13 protein-coding genes are annotated in these 16619 nt (G+C 67.5%); 11 read left to right on the top strand and 2 right to left on the bottom strand.

Translation table 11 applies throughout. The features are described 5' to 3' along the window. Window positions 1-80 precede the first annotated feature (80 nt). Together HH308_RS14830 and HH308_RS14825 are read left to right on the top strand one after the other, a co-directional pair. A complete protein-coding gene (locus HH308_RS14830; RefSeq protein WP_170194991.1) occupies window positions 81-1451 on the top strand; it encodes a 3-oxoacyl-ACP reductase in 1371 nt (456 codons plus the stop codon). After that, window positions 1451-2368, top strand: coding sequence for a MaoC/PaaZ C-terminal domain-containing protein (locus HH308_RS14825; protein WP_170194990.1), 918 nt, complete (start codon window positions 1451-1453; stop codon window positions 2366-2368). The genes HH308_RS14830 and HH308_RS14825 overlap by 1 nt, the downstream gene beginning before the upstream one ends. Window positions 2369-2458: 90 nt before the next feature. Here HH308_RS14825 and HH308_RS14820 read toward each other — a convergent pair whose 3' ends face one another. After that, window positions 2459-3085: a TetR/AcrR family transcriptional regulator gene (locus HH308_RS14820; protein WP_170194989.1), complete on the bottom strand. Its 627-nt coding sequence runs from the start codon at window positions 3083-3085 to the stop codon at window positions 2459-2461. 98 nt (window positions 3086-3183) lie between these two features. Next, the gene (locus tag HH308_RS14815) at window positions 3184-4386 is read right to left on the bottom strand and encodes a glycoside hydrolase family 3 N-terminal domain-containing protein (RefSeq protein ID WP_246284617.1); all 1203 of its coding nucleotides are present in this window, start codon (window positions 4384-4386) and stop codon (window positions 3184-3186) included. Window positions 4387-4489: 103 nt separating this feature from the next. Here HH308_RS14815 and HH308_RS14810 point away from each other — a divergent pair, with 103 nt between their 5' ends. The 9 genes from HH308_RS14810 (at window position 4490) to speB (ending at window position 16535) form a co-directional block, all read left to right on the top strand. Next, a complete protein-coding gene (locus tag HH308_RS14810; RefSeq protein ID WP_246284616.1) occupies window positions 4490-5011 on the top strand; it encodes a universal stress protein in 522 nt (173 codons plus the stop codon). A 59-nt stretch (window positions 5012-5070) separates the two neighbouring features. Continuing rightward, window positions 5071-5274: a DUF2613 domain-containing protein gene (locus tag HH308_RS14805; RefSeq protein ID WP_170194988.1), complete on the top strand. Its 204-nt coding sequence runs from the start codon at window positions 5071-5073 to the stop codon at window positions 5272-5274. A gap of 23 nt (window positions 5275-5297) precedes the next feature. Further along, window positions 5298-9716 carry an alpha-(1->3)-arabinofuranosyltransferase gene (locus HH308_RS14800; protein WP_170194987.1) on the top strand — a complete coding sequence of 1473 codons (4419 nt, stop codon included), beginning with the start codon at window positions 5298-5300 and terminating at the stop codon, window positions 9714-9716. Window positions 9717-9749: 33 nt separating this feature from the next. After that, complete coding sequence (locus HH308_RS14795) at window positions 9750-10352, top strand: helix-turn-helix domain-containing protein (RefSeq protein ID WP_170194986.1); 603 nt, start codon at window positions 9750-9752, stop codon at window positions 10350-10352. Window positions 10353-10548: 196 nt separating this feature from the next. Next, window positions 10549-11349 carry a carbon-nitrogen hydrolase family protein gene (locus tag HH308_RS14790; protein WP_170194985.1) on the top strand — a complete coding sequence of 267 codons (801 nt, stop codon included), beginning with the start codon at window positions 10549-10551 and terminating at the stop codon, window positions 11347-11349. 40 nt (window positions 11350-11389) lie between these two features. Next, on the top strand, window positions 11390-13075 hold the full coding sequence (locus HH308_RS14785; RefSeq protein ID WP_170194984.1) for a flavin monoamine oxidase family protein: 1686 nt from the start codon (window positions 11390-11392) through the stop codon (window positions 13073-13075). A gap of 4 nt (window positions 13076-13079) precedes the next feature. Continuing rightward, complete coding sequence (locus tag HH308_RS14780; protein ID WP_170194983.1) at window positions 13080-14024, top strand: FAD-dependent oxidoreductase; 945 nt, start codon at window positions 13080-13082, stop codon at window positions 14022-14024. Window positions 14025-14055: 31 nt separating this feature from the next. After that, entirely contained in the window at window positions 14056-15504 is a 1449-nt protein-coding gene (locus HH308_RS14775) for an amino acid permease (protein ID WP_170194982.1), read from the top strand. Between the two features lie 41 nt (window positions 15505-15545). Next, the gene (speB, locus tag HH308_RS14770) at window positions 15546-16535 is read left to right on the top strand and encodes an agmatinase (protein WP_170194981.1); all 990 of its coding nucleotides are present in this window, start codon (window positions 15546-15548) and stop codon (window positions 16533-16535) included. Window positions 16536-16619 lie beyond the last annotated feature (84 nt).

The following is a 16619-nucleotide window of genomic DNA, read 5'->3' as shown; positions in this document are numbered from 1 at the left end:
TCATCAGTAAGTTCCCTGTCGACCTAACCCCCGGTCGCTTTCGTCACAGCTGACCGCTCACACCCGCGAAGGAGTTCGCAGTGTCCTCTAAAGGCAGTACCGATCTGTATTCCGCTTTCGTCACCTCCGGCCCCGGCTCGTTCATCGCCAGCCGCGTCGGACTCCCCCAGCCCCCGACGCTGCGCCGCTACTCGGCGTCGCAGCCGCCGCTGAGCGGACCGGTCCTCGTCGGCGGCGACGGACGCCTCGTCGAGCCGCTCCGCGAGATCCTGGGTGCGGAAGGATCGGGGTACGACCTGATCAGCAACAACACCACCGGCCGCAGCGCCGACAAGCTCGGTGCCGTGGTGTTCGACGCCACCGGCATCAAGGATTCGGCCGGCCTGGCCGCGCTGTATGAGTTCTTCGCCCCGGTGATCCGCTCGACCGGCAACTCGGCTCGCTTCGTCGTCGTCGGCACCACCCCGGAACTCGCCGCCAAGCCCGACGAGCAAATCGCCCAGCGCGCGCTCGAAGGCTTCACCCGGTCGCTCGGCAAGGAACTGCGCAACGGCGCGACCGCGCAGCTCGTCTACGTCTCCCCCAAGGCCAAGACCGGCCTGTCCGGTGTCGAGTCGACCGTCCGCTTCCTCCTGTCGGGCCGCTCGGCTTATGTCGACGCCCAGGTCATCCGCATCGGCGACGCCGACGCGCAGGCCCCCGAGGACTGGGACAAGCCGCTGGCCGGCAAGGTCGCCGTGGTGACCGGCGCCGCCCGCGGCATCGGCGCGACCATCGCCGAGGTTCTGGCCCGCGACGGCGCCCACGTGATCGCCGCCGACATCCCGGCAGCGGGCGAAGCACTGTCGGAGACCGCGAACAAGATCAACGGCACCGCTCTGCCGCTCGACGTCACCGCCGACGATGCCGGCGCCAAGCTCGCCGAGCATGTCACCGAACGCCACGGCGGCGTCGACATCATCGTCAACAACGCGGGCATCACCCGCGACAAGCTGCTCGCCAACATGGACGACGCCCGGTGGAACGCCGTCATCGGCGTGAATCTCATCGCGCCGCAACGACTCGTCGATGAGCTCGTCGCACGCGACGCCCTGCGCAAGGGCGGTGCCGTCATCGACGTGTCGTCGATCGCGGGCATCGCCGGCAACCGCGGACAGACCAACTACGGCACCTCGAAGGCCGGTGTCATCGGCCTGGTCGACGCCTACGCGCCGATCCTCGCCAAGAAGGGCGTCACCATCAACGCGGTGGCTCCCGGCTTCATCGAGACCGCGATGACCGCCGCGATTCCGCTGGCCACCCGCGAGGTCGGCCGTCGGATGAACTCGCTGCAGCAGGGCGGACAGACCATCGACGTCGCCGAGACCGTCGCGTACTTCGCGAGCCCGGCGTCGAATGCGGTGAGCGGCAACGTCGTTCGCGTCTGCGGCCAGAGTCTGCTGGGCGCGTGATGACGAAGATCGTCACCCTCGAACATGAGCCGTCGACCGTCGAGCTGTACGGCCGGGCCGTTGCGGCGCTGTTGCCCGTCGTCGGGAAGTCGGGGCCGATCAAGGCCGATGCCGAACTCCCCGACGTCGCCTACAAGTTGACCCACGTCCCGGTCGATCTGAACCGGCAGCAGGAATACTGCCGGACCACGGGGCTGCAGTTCGGCGCGCATCTGCCGCTCACCTACCCGTTCGTGCTGCAGTTCCCGCTGGTCATGAAGACCCTCGTGGACCCGAAATTCCCGTTCGGCGCGGTCGGTTCGGTCCACGCGGAGAACACGATTCGCCGTTTCCGGCGCATCGAGAACGGTGAGCCGCTGTCGATCACCACGCAGGCTCATGATCTGCGCGAACACCGCAAGGGCATGCTGATCGACATCGCGTCGCGCTTCTATGTGGGCAGCGAGTTGGTCGGCGAACAGGTGGGTACCTTCCTGTCGCAGCAGAAGACCAGCCTGTCCGGCGGCGAACGCGGACCGGCACCCAAGGATTCGACGCCACCGCCCCCGGATGCGGTGCTGTCGGTGAACCTCGGCCAGATCCGCAACTACGCGGAGGCCTCGGGCGATCGCAATCCGATCCACATGTCGAATCTGTCGGCCAAGGCGTTCGGCTTTCCGCAGGCCATCGCGCACGGAATGTGGAGTGCCGCAGCGGCGATCGCCAACGTCGAGGCCCAGCTGCCCGACGCGGTGGAGTACAAGGTGCGGTTCGGCAAGCCGATTCTGTTGCCCGCCAAGGTGAACCTGTACACAACCAAGGTTGAAGGCGCCGGGAGCGCAGCGAGCGGGCCGAACGTTGCCGGCGGCTACGACGTGTCGCTTCTCAACCGCCGCAAGGGATATCCGCATCTGACCGGAACGGTGCGGGGACTGTAGGCGGCGAAGTCTCGTCAGAAGTCTGTGAATAGTTGAGGCGTCGAGGGCACCGTGCCCTCGACGCCTTGATTGTCCATAGGTTTCGACGGCCTACGTGTTCTCGGCGGCCGGCTCCACGTTCCCGTGCGTCCCAACGCCTTTCAGGCCGCGCCAGGTGATGCCGACGAGCAGGTCCGTCGCGGTCTCCAGGTCGACGTCGCCCTCGGAGATCCGGTCGGCGACGGCCTCGCCGGCACCGACGAGCGCGACGGCGGTCAACTCGAAGTCGATGTCGTCGGCGTCGACGGTGGTGCCGCGCTTGATCAGCACGGCGACCATCTCGGTGATGCGCTTGCGGCTGGTGGTGACGAGGTCGGAGAAGTTGGTGGTGCCGACCGCGACGCGGTAGAGCACCCGCCACGACTCCTGGTTCTCGTCGACGAACCGCAGGAACTCCTTGATGACGGTGCGCGCCTGATCCCGTTGGCGCAGAGCCGGATTGAAGCCGATGCTCATGGCATCCATGAACTTCGACGACTCACGCTCGATGCACGCGGCGAACAGCTCGTCCTTTGATCCGTAGTACAGATACAGCATCGGCTTGGAGATCTCCGCCTTCGCGGCGATCGAATCCATCGACGTGTCCCGGAATCCGTTCTCCGCGAAGACGGTGACGGCGGCGTCGAGCATCTGCTGCTCACGCACCGCCCGTGGCAGGCGTTTGGTCCCACCGGCCATGGGTCACCTCCGAAACTGAATGAAGAAACGCGCTCTCACCCCAACTTACCAGTCGGTAAGGTCAGTGGCTGAGTCAGGCGTCGAAGGAATCGTCGCGTTCAGCATTTCAGGACGCCTTTGGCGCTCAGGATCCGCACCACCGAGCGATCGACCTGAGCCTGCGTCAGCTTCTTGGCATCCATCGAGCGTTCGAGCGCGTCGAGCACGGCCGACACCTTGTCCGTCGAGATCCACAGGCCGACGTCGATGCCGGCCTGCAGTGCCATCGGCACGGCCTGGTCTACCGGGTACTTCTCGCTGATCGCGGCCATGCCGGACAGGTCATCGGAGAACACGACACCGTTGAAGGCCGGTCCCCCGTACGGCTTGCCGGTCCGCAGCATTGCGATGGCCCGCGGGTTGACGCTCGCCGGAAGCTCGTTTCCGGTCAGCCCGGGGACGATGAGATGCCCGACCATCACCCCGACGCCGGGCATCTTCAACAGGGTGCGGTACGGGACGAGGTCGGTGGTCTTCAGTTGCGCCAATGGCGGCGTGCGGACCGTTCCGGTGTGCGAATCACCGGAGCCGTGGCCGTGCCCCGGAAAGTGTTTGAACACCGGCATCACGCCGGCGTCGGCTAGCCCCTGAGCGAACGCCTGGGCGTACTCGGTGACTTTCGCCGGATCGTTGGAGAACGAGCGGTCGCCGATCACCTCGTCGTCGGGCTCGTTGCTGACGTCGGCGTCGGGCGCGAAGTCCACGGTGATGCCGAGATTTCTGATCTGCTTGCCGATCGACGCCGCCAGGACCCGGGTCTGCGCGGGGGTCTTGGTGGCGGCCAACTGACGTGCCGACGGGCTGTCGATACCGAGCTTCTTGAGCCGCGACACCCGGCCGCCCTCCTCGTCGACGGTGACCATCAACGGGATCTTCGACTTCGCCGAGATTCGTTTCACCGCCCCCGACGTCAGGATCGACTGATCGGTCCAACTGCCGATGAACACACCGCCGACGCTCTCCTTGGCCACCACCTGCTGGGCGTCGGACGTGCCCGTCACCCCGACGACGATCATCTGTGCGAGCTTTTCCCGCCGGGTCAGCTTCGACAGTTCGGCGGCCCCGCACCCAGCGGCGACCGGCGTCGACGACGGCGCCGCGCTCGAACTCGACGTCGGCGACGAGTAGGCCGAAGTGCTCGAAGTGCCACCCGGTGCGGAGTCGCCGCTCGAACACGCGATGGCGGTGCTCGCGACGACGCCCACCGTCGCCGCGGCGACCACACCTCGACGCACGGCAGCAGTCATCGTGGAAAACCCCATGTGCACGAGTCTGGCACGAGCCGCAGAAGCTTCCGAATCGACACCTTCGGAATCGACGCCGAAAGTCCCGCTCCAGCGACGTCGACGGGACTACTCTGGAGTCATGGGCGATGACCACTCGCAGGCTCCCCGCACGACCGTCATGATGATCGCTTACGACGGTTCATCCAACGCCGACCGCGCCATCGAGTACGCCGGCCGATTCCTCAAAGCCGACGACGCCCGCGTGGTGACGGCCTGGGAGCCCGGTTCGGCGAGTCCCGCGCGACTGTCCAGCCTCGCCGCGGGATTCGGTCCGCCGCCGGACACCACATTCGACGCCGGAGTCGATTCGGAGATCCGAGCCGAGGCCGAGGCGGTCAACCGCCACGGGCTGGCATTGGCGGCCGCCAATGGACTCAACGCCACCGGATCCCTGGTCGAGGTGGAGTCGACGGTGTGGGGAGCGCTGGTCGCCGCCGCGGACTCGCTCGACGTCGACCTGCTGGTCACCGGCACTAGCGGCTCGTCAGGCCTGCGTGCTCTGCTGCACAGCAGCGTGTCCCAGCACGTCTTGCAGCACTGCCACCGCCCCGTTTTCGTGGTTCCGGCACGCTGTGATGAGGCTCCCACCGCCACGTCGTGATCCGACGTCGTCCGCGCGCGTCACCGCCGTCGAGGGGCTGAGATGGTAGTTTCGTCGCCATGAAATCGAACCGACTGGTTGCAGGCATAGTCGCTGCCGTGGCGGGCATCGTCGTCGGGTTGGGTTCGGTGGTTCTCGGCGGACTGCTGAGCACCGACAACAGCCCGGCAACCGATCTCAACAACATCAATCCCAACAACGGGTTCATCCAGGGCTCCGTCGACTACGGTTCACGCGGTGGTTCCACCGGGAACAACAACTGACCCTGCCCGGTGACTCAAGCCTCGTGACACCGGCCGCGCTGTCGCGTCGTGGCGTCGCGTGGGTGGTACTCGGGGCGCTCATCGCGTCCTTCGCCCAATCCCCCGGGCGGCTGGCCGCCGACACCAAGCTCGACCTGACCGCCAACCCGCTGGGTTTTCTGGCGCGCGCGGGGCATCTGTGGACCCCGATCGCCCCGATGGGGCAAGTGCAGAATCAGGCTTACGGCTACTACTTTCCACACGGCGCGTTCTACGCGGCCGGTGAACTCTGCGGACTTCCCCCCTGGATCACCCAGCGACTGTGGTGGGCGCTGCTGATCGTCATCGGATTCGTCGGGATCGTGCGGCTCGCCGAGGCGATCGGGGCCGGATCGTCGGCGTCGCGGCTGATCGGCGCCACCGCGTTCGTGTTGAGCCCCCGGGTGCTGACCACACTGGGATCGATCTCGTCGGAGACACTCCCGATGATGCTCGCGCCGTGGGTGCTGATTCCGGTGATCCGCGCCCTCGACCGCGACGGTGACGGTGACACCCAACGTCCGCTGCGGCGCTTGGCCTTTCAGTCCGCAGCCGCCGTCGCGCTGATGGGCGCCGTCAACGCGGTGGCAACCGTCGCCGCGTGTGCGGTATCGGTGCTGTGGTTCGCGATGCACCGTCCGACCGCACGGTGGGCACGCTTCGGCGGCTGGTGGGCCGTCGGCGGCGTGCTGGCCTGCGCGTGGTGGGTGGTGCCGTTGCTCATCCTGTCGCGGGTCAGTCCACCGTTCCTCGACTTCATCGAATCATCCCGCGTCACAACGGAATGGACGTCGCTGACCGAAGTGGCCCGCGGCGCGAGCTCGTGGACGCCGTTCGTCTCTCCCGAACGCGTAGCCGGTTCGATTCTGGTGACGCAGCCGGCCGCGGTCGTCGCGACGGGAGTCGTCACCGCAGCCGGATTCGCCGGACTGTCCATGCGGCACATGCCCTTTCGACGACGGTTCGTCACCATCGCCGCCGTCGGACTGCTGCTGATCTGCGTCGGCTATGCCGGCGGGCTGGGATCACCGGTCGCCGAGCCGATCCGGGTCTTCCTCGACGGCCCCGGTGCGGCGCTGCGCAACGTGCACAAGTGGGAACCGTTGGTCCGCGTTCCGGTGGTGCTGGGCATCGTGCATCTACTCGCCCGCGCACCCCTTCCATCGGTGGTGCCGTTGCGAAAGTCGTTGTCCGCGTTGGCACATCCCGAACGATCGGCCGTCGTGGCGTCGACCCTGGTGATCCTCGTCGCCCTGCTCGGCGCCGGTTCGGTGGTGTGGACCGGCGGACTGGCGGGCAACGACACCTACCGCGACCTACCAGACTATTGGCGCCAGACCGCACGGTGGCTCGACCAGCAGGCGGCCGGGTCGAGTCATCCCGGACGCGCGCTCGTGGTGCCGGGATCACCTTTCGCACAACAACTCTGGGGACTCACCCGCGATGAGCCGCTGCAGCCGCTGGCCACCACCCCCTGGGCCGTGCGCGACGCGATCCCGCTCGTCGCTCCCGAAGCGATCCGCGCGATGGACTCGGTGCAGCGCGCCATCGCCGACGGCAGACCGTCAGCCGGGCTCGCCGCGACCCTGGCCGGCCAGGGCATCCGCTATGTGGTGCTGCGCGCCGACCTCACCCCGACCGAATCACGTTCCGCCCGACCACTGTTGGCTCAATACGCGCTGACCGGATCGCCGGGGCTGCGCCGGGTGGCCACGTTCGGACCCGACGTCGGGCCCGCCACCGTCGACGGCGTCGTCGTCGACGACGGGCTGCGACCCGCGCTGCCCGCCATTCAGATCTTCGCCGTCGACGTCGGGCCGCGGTTCGCGGGCACCGGCCCGTCCCTCACCGACCTCGACGCCATGCCCCGCATCAGCGGCGGACCGGAATCGCTTGCCGCACTCAATGATTACCGGGCGCAGCGCGGACTCACTCCGCTGGGCCCCACGCTGTTCGACGCCGACCGTCGGCGCGCCGGACTCCCCGCCGCCGCGACGACGATTACCGATACCCCGGTCGATCGGGAAACCGACTTCGGCCGCGTCGACGATCACAGCTCGTCCACGCGCGCGGCCGACGATCCACGGCGAACCAAGAACGCGGCGGCCGACTACCCGGTGACCGGCCAACCGCTGGTCACCGGTCAGTGGCTCCTCGACAACGAGCCGGGTCAGGTATGGGTCACCGCCTCGGGATCCGCCTCCGACGCAACGCAACCCGGCCAGACCTCCCCCGCCGACTCGCCCGCCGCGGCATTCGATCACAACCCCGACACCGCTTGGATCAGTTCCGGGCTCGACGCCGCCGTCGGGCAGTGGCTGCAACTCGACTTCGCCACCCCGCGCGCCGACCTCGCGGTCACGCTGACCACCCACAAGGCCATCGGCCCCGACGTCACCGGCATCGTCGTCGCCAGCGACACCGGGACGGCCGTCGCACAGGGCATCAAGCCCGGCGAGCCGGTGACCGTGACCCTGCCGGGCGGCGCGACGTCGTCGATCCGGATCCGAGCGTTGAGCGTCAAGGGCGGCGTCGCCGGAAATCAATTCGCGCTCAGCGAGGTCGGGGTGCGCGACCTGGCGACCGGCGCTCCGCTCGACATCAGGTTCCGTACCGATCTCCCCGACGTGGCCGGTGGCACACCGATCGCCGGGTGGTTCCTGACTCAGGAACTCGACAGCCGCTCGGCATGCGTCCCCGACGCGGACGTCATCCGGTGTTCCCCCGCCGTCGGACGCTCCGCGGAGACGAGCGGCGTGTTCTCCCGGATGCTGTCGGTGCCCAGTGCGGTCGACGTCGGGCCCACCGTCGTCCTGCGGGCTCGGCCGGGCACCGATCTGAATGCGGCCCTCGGCGTCGCGGGCACGCTGAGTGCCACCGGCGCGGCGTCGGTGACCGACCCGCGCGGCAATGCGATGGCGTTGGTCGACGGTGATCCGTCGACGGTGTGGATCGCCCCCGACAGTCGAGATCCGAAGGCGCGTCCCACGGTCGTACTGAATCTTCCAGCGCCGCAACGGGTCGACCGCCTGCGCATCGTCGGGCCGGACAGGTATCCGGCCCGCCCCACCGAAGTGGTCGTCGACGCTGGAGACGGCAAGCATCGGGTGCACGTCGGCCGCGACGGCTTCATCACCGTCGACAGCCCACGGACACAGCGTATTTCGTTGACGATCAGCAAATGGTCGGAGCTGATCGACGTCGACGGACTGGGATTCGCCCGCAAGGCGCCGCCGGGGATCGGCGAGATCTCGGTATTCCCCGCGGTTCCGGGCCCCGGCTCGCTCGATCGCCGGATCGATCTGGGCTGCGACCGGGGAATCGGCGTCACCGCTGCGGGGCAGGTTGTGCGACTGAGGGTTTCGACGTCGGTCCGCGCGCTGCGCGACGGTGAGCCGATTCTCGCGACACCGTGCGACGGCGAACGCATCCGCCTGCCCGCTGGACACCAGGAGGTGTCGGTCAATCCCACCGGACTCTTCAGCGTCGTCGGGGTGGACCTGGCGGGTCCGGGTTCGCAGAGCAGCGGGCCGTCGACGACTCGGGCCGCCGACGCGACTCGCTGGGATGCGACGAATCGGTCGGTGAAAGTCGAAGCGTCACAGCATGTTCGGGTCCTGAGTGTCCCGGAGAGCACCAATGCGGGCTGGCAGGCACGGATGAGCGGGCGACTCTTGACGCCGGTGGTCGTCGACGGATGGCAGCAGGGGTGGATCGTGCCCGCCGATCGGTCGGGGACGATCGAACTGACCTACCGATTCGACACCGCCTACCGCTGGGCGCTGGGCGCCGGGCTGGCACTGGTGGCGTTGCTATTCGCCGCCACATGGTGGCCGAGACGCGGCGCACCCCCGCCGCTGGTTGAGCCGGCCACGACGACCCCACCCCCGCCGCTGGTTGAGCCGGGCCCGACGAGCGCAGCGAGACGCGCCCGTGTCGAAACCATCGCAAGCCGAATCATCAACCGCGTCAAAACACTCGGCAAACCCACACCACCAGCCCACGAGGCTTCGACACGGGACTACGCTAGCGCTCCGCCCCGGCTCAACCAGCAGAAACAACGCACCGCGCCACCCCCACCGCCGGTTGAGCCGGACACCCACACTGCGCCACGCGTGCTCGCCTGCGTCGGCGTCCTGATCGCGTCATGGCTGCTGTGCGGTTGGTGGGGACTGGCGGCGTCCGCGGTCGTCGGGGTCGGCCTACAGTGGGTCAGGCGCCGCGACGCCGGGACGCAGATCGCCCCGATCACCGCCGCTGTCGCGATGCTGTTGGCGACCTGGTATCTGGCCGCCGGCCCATGGCATTCCCCGACCGGCTATCACGGATTCAGTTGGCCACCACAGCTGTTGGCGCTGGTAGCGGTCACCGCGATGATGTGGTCGACGACCGGGCCCGACGATCCGTCGCGCCCGAGCCCATGACACGCGGGTAGCCGCTGTGGCACCATTCCCACCATGCCCGACGACGAACAGAGCACCGGTGGCGCCGCAATCGCGGTCGGGCAGCGCATCCGTGACGCGCGTAAAGCTCAGCGGATGACCATCGAGGAGCTGGCCGACGCCAGCGGTCTGACGAAGAGTTTCGTATCGAAGGTCGAGCGTGGCCGTTCGACGGCATCGGTGGCCGCACTATTGAGAATCAGTGGCGCACTGGGCATTCCGCTGTCGAGCCTGTTCGAGACCGCCGCGACGCGCAGCATCGTGCGGGCCCGCGACTACCCGGCGATCAGCTTCGGCGGCTACGACATCAACGAATTCCTTCTCACCCCGCAGTCCGAACAGCGAGTGCAGGTGCTGTTGTCGCAGATCTCCCCCGGCGGCGGCAGCGGACGGGAACCCTACCCGCTGCCCGGCGAGGTCGAGTTCGCGTTCGTCGTATCCGGCCAGCTCGACGTCGCCTTCTCCGACGGTGTCGTCACCCTCGACGCCGGTGACGCGATGACCTTCGACCCGGCGTCGCCGCACGCGTTCCAGGTGGCCGCGACCTCACCGGAGACCACTGTGCTGTGGATGATCTGCCCGGCCCTGCCGCACAGATCGGCTCACCGAAAACCCTAACGACCAGAGTCCGGCGACTCGGTAGAACGCCTTTCATGACACTCGGTGTCACGCATCTGTACTGGCATTTTGCCGTTATCGGCCGCTAACTGGCGGCACACTGTGGACCGTCAGGACACTAGGGTTGACTATTTTCGTGAGGTCCGTCACGATATCTCCAACGCAGTGATCACCGACATGAAGGAGAAGCGAACAGATGCGCATCGCGGTCCTGCAAGGCCCCGCCGACGCCGCCACCGTCGAAGAGAATCTGTCCGCCATCGCCGCCGCAGCCGCATCGGCCGCCGACCTCGGCGCCGACCTGCTCGTGACCCCGGAGATGTCGGCCACCGGCTACAACATCGGCGCCGAGTCCGCGCGCCGGGCCGAGCACCGCGACGGACCCATCGCATCGGCCATTTCTCAACTCGCACAACAACATCGGATCGCAATCCTCTACGGCTACCCGGAAATCACCGACGCCGGCAACCACAACACCGTCGTGCTGGTCGGCGCCGACGGCACAGCACTTGCCCGCCACCACAAGACTCATCTGTTCGGTGAACTCGACCACGGATTGTTCGTCGCGGGCGACGAGCTCGTCACTCAGGTCGAGCTGAGCGGTCTCACCTGTGGTCTAGCGATCTGCTACGAAGTGGAGTTCCCCGAACTGGTGCGCGCCCACGCCGAGTCCGGCACCGACCTGCTCCTCGTCCCCACCGGACTGATGGCCCCGTTCGACGTCGTCAGCCGAATCCTGGTGCCCGCCCGCGCCTACGAGAATCAGATGTTCGTCGTCTATGCGAACCGCTGCGGCGTCGAGAACGGCCTCGACTACTGCGGACAGAGTGTCGTCGTCGGTCCCGACGGCGCCGACCTCGCCCGCGCGGGTCGCGGCGAGACGCTCCTCGTCGCCGACGTCGAGGCCGACGCACTGATCGCCGGGCGCGGCGAGAACACCCATCTGGCCGACCGCCGACTCGACCTGTACCCGGCGCCGACTCGTCCCCAGTCCTGATCACCTCCATCTCACCCCCGCATCGAAGAGAGAGCAGCAGATGACCACCCCCATCGTCCCCGACAGCACCGCCGCCGCACCGCAGCCGCCGCTGACCATGTTCGGCCCCGACTTCCCGTTCGCGTACGACGATTTCGTCACCGCGGCGGCCGGCATCGGTTCGATTCCCGAGCAGGCGCACGGCAAGCGTGTCGCTGTCATCGGCGCCGGACTGTCGGGCACCCTGGTCGCTCGCGAGCTACTTCGAATGGGCCTGAAACCCGTTGTCTACGAGGCTGATCAGATCGGCGGCCGGATGCGTTCGGTGGCTTTCGACGGCTACCCCGGCATCACCGCGGAGATGGGTTCGATGCGGTTCCCTCCGTCGTCGACGACGCTGTTCCACTACCTCGATTCGATGGGGCTGAAGACTCAGCCGTTCCCCAACCCGTTGTCCGACGCCGCGCCGAGCACCGTCGTCGATCTCAAGGGCGAGAAGCACTTCGCGCGCAGTCTCGCTGATCTGCCGGCCGTCTACAGCGAAGTCGCCGAGGCCTGGAACCGCACGCTCGAAGAGCAAGCGCAGGCCACCGAGCTCGGTGACGCCATCCGCAACCGCGACGTCGCGGCCATCCAGCGCATCTGGGGCGACCTGGTCCGCACCCACGACGACACCACCTTCTACGGCTTCCTCTGCCAGTCCGACGCGTTCAAAAGCTTTGCGCTGCGCGAGATCTTCGGTCAGGTGGGCTTCGGCACCGGCGGATGGGACACCGACTTCCCCAACTCCATCCTGGAGATCCTGCGGGTCGTGTGCACCGCCGCGGACGACCACCACCGCGGCATCGTCGGCGGTTCTTCCCAACTGCCCCAACGACTCTGGTCGACTCCGGTCGACGACGCGGCGCACTGGCCGGCCGGCACCTCGGTGCAGTCGCTGCACGACGGCGGGGTGACCCGCCCCGGCGTCGTGAAGCTGCGGCGCACGCACCCGGGCACCATCACGATCACCGACGAGGCGGGCACCATCGACACGTTCGACGCCGCGGTCTTCACCGGTCAGGGGTGGATGCTGCTCAATACGATCGACACCGACGAGAAGATGCTGCCGATCGATCATTGGACGGCGATCGAGCGGACCCACTACATGGGATCGTCGAAGGTGTTCGTCCTCGTCGACCGGCCGTTCTGGAAAGACATCGATCCGACCACCGGCCGCGAAGTGATGAGCATGACGCTGACCGACCGAATGAGCCGCGGCACTTACCTTCTCGACTTCGGCGACGACCAGCCCGGCCTCATCTGCCTGTCGTACACCTGGGCCGACGACTCCCTCAAGCTGCTACCGCTCGACCCGACGGAGCGGATGGATCTGATGCTCAAGTCGCTGGCCGAGATCTACCCGGGCGTCGACATCCGCAGCCACGTCATCGCGTCGCCGGTCACCCTGTCGTGGGAGACCGAACGCGACTTCATGGGCGCCTTCAAAGCGAACCTGCCGGGCCACTACCGCTACCAGCGCCGGCTGTACACGCATTTCATGCAGGATCGGCTGCCCGCCGAGTATCGCGGGTTCTTCCTCGCCGGCGACGACGTGTCGTGGACGGCGGGCTGGGCCGAAGGCGCGGTACAGACCGCACTCAACGCGGTCTGGGGCGTGATGACCCACTTCGGCGGGCACACCGCGGACGGCAATCCGGGACCCGGCGACGTCTTCGACGACATCGCCCCGATCGACCTCGACTGAGCCGATGGCCGAACAGATCACCGTGGTCGGCGCCGGCGTCGTCGGGCTGACGTGTGCACATGAACTGGCCGCGGCGGGCCACCGCGTCCGCGTCGTCGCCGATCAGCGTCCGGCACAAACGGTTTCGGCCGTCGCCGCGGCGATCTGGGAACCCTACGACGTCGCACCCGCCGATCAAGCGCTGCGCTGGTCGATGACGTCGCTCGCCGCGTTCACCGCGCTCGCCGGCGACCCCGACACCGGCGTCGTGCTGCGCTCGGGAACCGTTGTGGCACACACAGCTTCACCGGACGAACTCTGGTGGGCCGAACACATCCCCACCCGCCCGGCTGAGGTCGAGGAACTGCCGCCGGGTGCGGCGTCGGGCACGGTGTGCACGGTTCCCGTCATCGTGATGCCGCGCTACCTCGCCTGGTTGCTGAACCGATGCGAGCAGCGGGGCGTCACCTTCGAGTGGCGCGGCGTCGACTCCCTCGATTCGCTCGACGGTACCGGTCCGGTCGTCGTGGCCTGCGGTCTGCGCTCGGGTGCGCTCACCGGCGACGACACCCTGGTCCCGGCCCGCGGACAGGTTGTGCGCGTTGCCAATCCGGGTCTGACCCACTGGTACATCGACGACGAGAATCCCGCCGGACTCACCTACGTGATCCCCCGCCTCGACGACGTGATCTGCGGGGGCACCAATACGCCCGGAGGGTCGAACATCACTCCCGATCCCGCTGTGACACAGGAGATCCTGCGCCGCGCGATCGCCGTCGAGCCGCGGCTCGACGGTGCACAGATTCTCGACACCCTGGTCGGTCTCCGACCCACCCGTCCAACCGTCGCACTCGATCACATCGACGTCGGCTCGCGTCCGGTCATCTCCTGTTACGGACACGGTGGCGCAGGCGTCACCACCTCGTGGGGCGCGGCGGCCGACGTCGCCGACCTCATCGCGCACCTCTAGATCATTCGGCAATTGCCAAGGAGCACAAGCAATGTCGCTGTCCACACTTCCCATCATGCGTCGCAAGCCGGTCGACGCCATGCAAGATGAATCCGGCTCCGAGACCGGGGGAGGCGAACTCAAGCGATCCATCGGCCTGGCACAGTTGTCGATGTTCGGCATCGGCGCCACCATCGGCACGGGCATCTTCTTCGTGCTGTCCCAGGCTGTGCCGGTGGCCGGACCGGCGGTCATCATCTCGTTCATCGTGGCCGGTGTCGTCGCGGGCCTGACCGCCCTGTGCTACGCCGAATTGGCCGGTGCCGTACCGGTTTCCGGGTCGTCGTACTCCTACGCGTACGCGACGATGGGCGAGCTCGTGGCGGTGGTCGTCGGGGCCTGCCTGCTCCTGGAATACGGGGTGTCGGCGGCGGCGGTCGCCGTCGGCTGGTCGCAGTACCTCAACGAGTTGCTGAACAACCTCTTCGGCTTCAAACTGCCGGACGCCATCTCGCAGGCGCCCGAACAGGGTGGGGTGATCAACCTGCCCGCAGTGGTGCTCGTCGGCCTGTGCTGCCTCCTGTTGATCCGCGGCGCAAGTGAGTCGGCGAAGACCAACGCCATCATGGTCGCCATCAAGCTCGGCATCCTCGCCATGTTCATCGCCATCTCCGTATTCGGCTGGCACAGTGATCATTTCGCCCACTTCGCACCGTTCGGTTTCTCCGGCATCATGTCGGCCGCCGGGATAATCTTCTTCTCCTACATCGGCCTCGACGCCGTGTCGACCGCGGGTGAGGAAGTCAAGGATCCGCATCGCAACATGCCGCTCGCCATTCTCATCGCGCTGGTGACGGTGACCGGCGTGTACGTCGCCGTGGTTGCCGTCGCGATCGGTGCACAACCCACCGACAAATTCGAAGGCCAAGAGGCCGGTCTCGCTCAGATCCTCGAAGACATCACCGGATCCAGCTGGCCCGCAACAGTTCTCGCGGCCGGTGCGGTCATCTCGATCTTCAGCGTCACCCTGGTGGTGCTGTTCGGCCAGACTCGCATCCTGTTCGCGATGTCGCGCGACGGCCTGGTGCCGCCGATCTTCCACAAGATCAACGAGCGCACTTTGACTCCGGTGTACAACACGCTGATCGTCTGCGGCGTCGTCGCGTTGCTCGCCGGACTCATCCCGATCAACTTCCTCGCCGAAATGACAAGTGTCGGAACTCTCGTCGCATTCCTGGTGGTGTCCATCGGGGTGATCATCCTGCGTCGGACCAATCCCACCCTCAAGCGCAGTTTCAAGGTGCCGGGCTATCCGGTCACGCCCATCCTGTCGATCATCGGCTGCGCCTGGATCATCAAGGACCTGCGCCTGGCAACCATCTACGTGTTCGTCGTGTGGGTCGGCGTGGCCATCCTCTGGTACTTCGCCTACGGCATGCGCCACTCGCGGCTGGGCCGCGCTCGCGGCCTCGACTCGGCGCCGGACCTCACAAAGCACTGACCCCGATATCCTCGTCCACTTTCACCGATAGGAGCACCGCCATGAAACTGTCTCACCCCGCACTCCAGATCCCGCGCGTCATCGACAACGGCCACATCGGTCCCGTCGATTCCTCGCTGATGCCACGCTTCGCCGGGCCGGCGACCTTCGCCCGCCTGCCCCGCCTCGACGAGGTCGACGCCGCCGACGTCGCGGTGATGGGCGTCCCGTTCGACAGCGGCGTGTCGTTCCGCTCCGGCGCCCGGTTCGGTCCGGCCGGCATCCGCGAGGCGAGCCGCCTGCTGCGGCCGTACAACCCCGCCGTCGACATCTCGCCGTTCGCCGAACTGCAGGTCGCCGACGCCGGCGACGTCGCCGTGAACCCCTTCAACATCGGCGAGGCCATCGACACCCTCGAGCAAGCGTCCGGAGAGTTCGCCCGCAACGGCGTCAAACTCGTCACCATCGGCGGCGACCACACCATCGCACTGCCCCTGCTGCGTTCTGTCGCAGCGGTCCATGGCCCCGTCGCCCTCGTTCACTTCGACGCCCACCTGGACACCTGGGACACCTACTTCGGTGCCGAGTACACCCACGGCACCCCGTTCCGGCGGGCCGTCGAGGAAGGAATCGTCGACACCGAGGCACTCTCTCACGTCGGCACCCGCGGACCGCTGTACGGAAAGAAGGACCTCGAAGACGACCGCCGCTTCGGATTCGGCATCTACACCTCCGCCGACGTGTTCCGCCGCGGCGTCGACGAGATCGTCGACGCCCTGCGTCAGCGCGTCGGCAATCGCCCCGTGTACGTGTCCATCGACATCGACGTCCTCGATCCCGCGCACGCTCCCGGCACCGGCACCCCCGAGGCGGGCGGCATGACCAGCCGCGAGCTGCTGGAGATCCTGCGTGGCCTGCGCCGGCTCAACCTCGTCGGCGCCGACGTCGTGGAGGTGGCACCGGCCTACGACCACGCCGAGATCACCAGCGTCGCCGCGTCACACGTGGCATACGAGTTCGTGTCGTGGTACGCGGGATTGGGTAGCAAGTAGGGTTTGGGCGGCGGGGGCGAACCTATCGCCCCCGAGTGCCGAAGCACGAGCGTCGGCACACAGCCCCCGCTCCCCGAGTGCCGA

Origin of the sequence: Gordonia asplenii (assembly GCF_012933505.1) — a bacterium.
Lineage (GTDB): Bacteria > Actinomycetota > Actinomycetes > Mycobacteriales > Mycobacteriaceae > Gordonia > Gordonia asplenii.
This window is presented reverse-complemented; position numbering and strand designations above follow the sequence as displayed.

Coding starts and splice junctions, on each gene's coding strand:
- HH308_RS14825 (WP_170194990.1), top strand. CDS start 1,451: ATGACGAAGATCGTCACCCTCGAACATGAGCCGTCGACCGTCGAGCTG.
- HH308_RS14820 (WP_170194989.1), bottom strand. CDS start 3,085: ATGGCCGGTGGGACCAAACGCCTGCCACGGGCGGTGCGTGAGCAGCAG.
- HH308_RS14815 (WP_246284617.1), bottom strand. CDS start 4,386: ATGGGGTTTTCCACGATGACTGCTGCCGTGCGTCGAGGTGTGGTCGCC.
- HH308_RS14810 (WP_246284616.1), top strand. CDS start 4,490: ATGGGCGATGACCACTCGCAGGCTCCCCGCACGACCGTCATGATGATC.
- HH308_RS14805 (WP_170194988.1), top strand. CDS start 5,071: ATGAAATCGAACCGACTGGTTGCAGGCATAGTCGCTGCCGTGGCGGGC.
- HH308_RS14795 (WP_170194986.1), top strand. CDS start 9,750: ATGCCCGACGACGAACAGAGCACCGGTGGCGCCGCAATCGCGGTCGGG.
- HH308_RS14790 (WP_170194985.1), top strand. CDS start 10,549: ATGCGCATCGCGGTCCTGCAAGGCCCCGCCGACGCCGCCACCGTCGAA.
- HH308_RS14785 (WP_170194984.1), top strand. CDS start 11,390: ATGACCACCCCCATCGTCCCCGACAGCACCGCCGCCGCACCGCAGCCG.
- HH308_RS14780 (WP_170194983.1), top strand. CDS start 13,080: ATGGCCGAACAGATCACCGTGGTCGGCGCCGGCGTCGTCGGGCTGACG.
- HH308_RS14775 (WP_170194982.1), top strand. CDS start 14,056: ATGTCGCTGTCCACACTTCCCATCATGCGTCGCAAGCCGGTCGACGCC.
- speB (WP_170194981.1), top strand. CDS start 15,546: ATGAAACTGTCTCACCCCGCACTCCAGATCCCGCGCGTCATCGACAAC.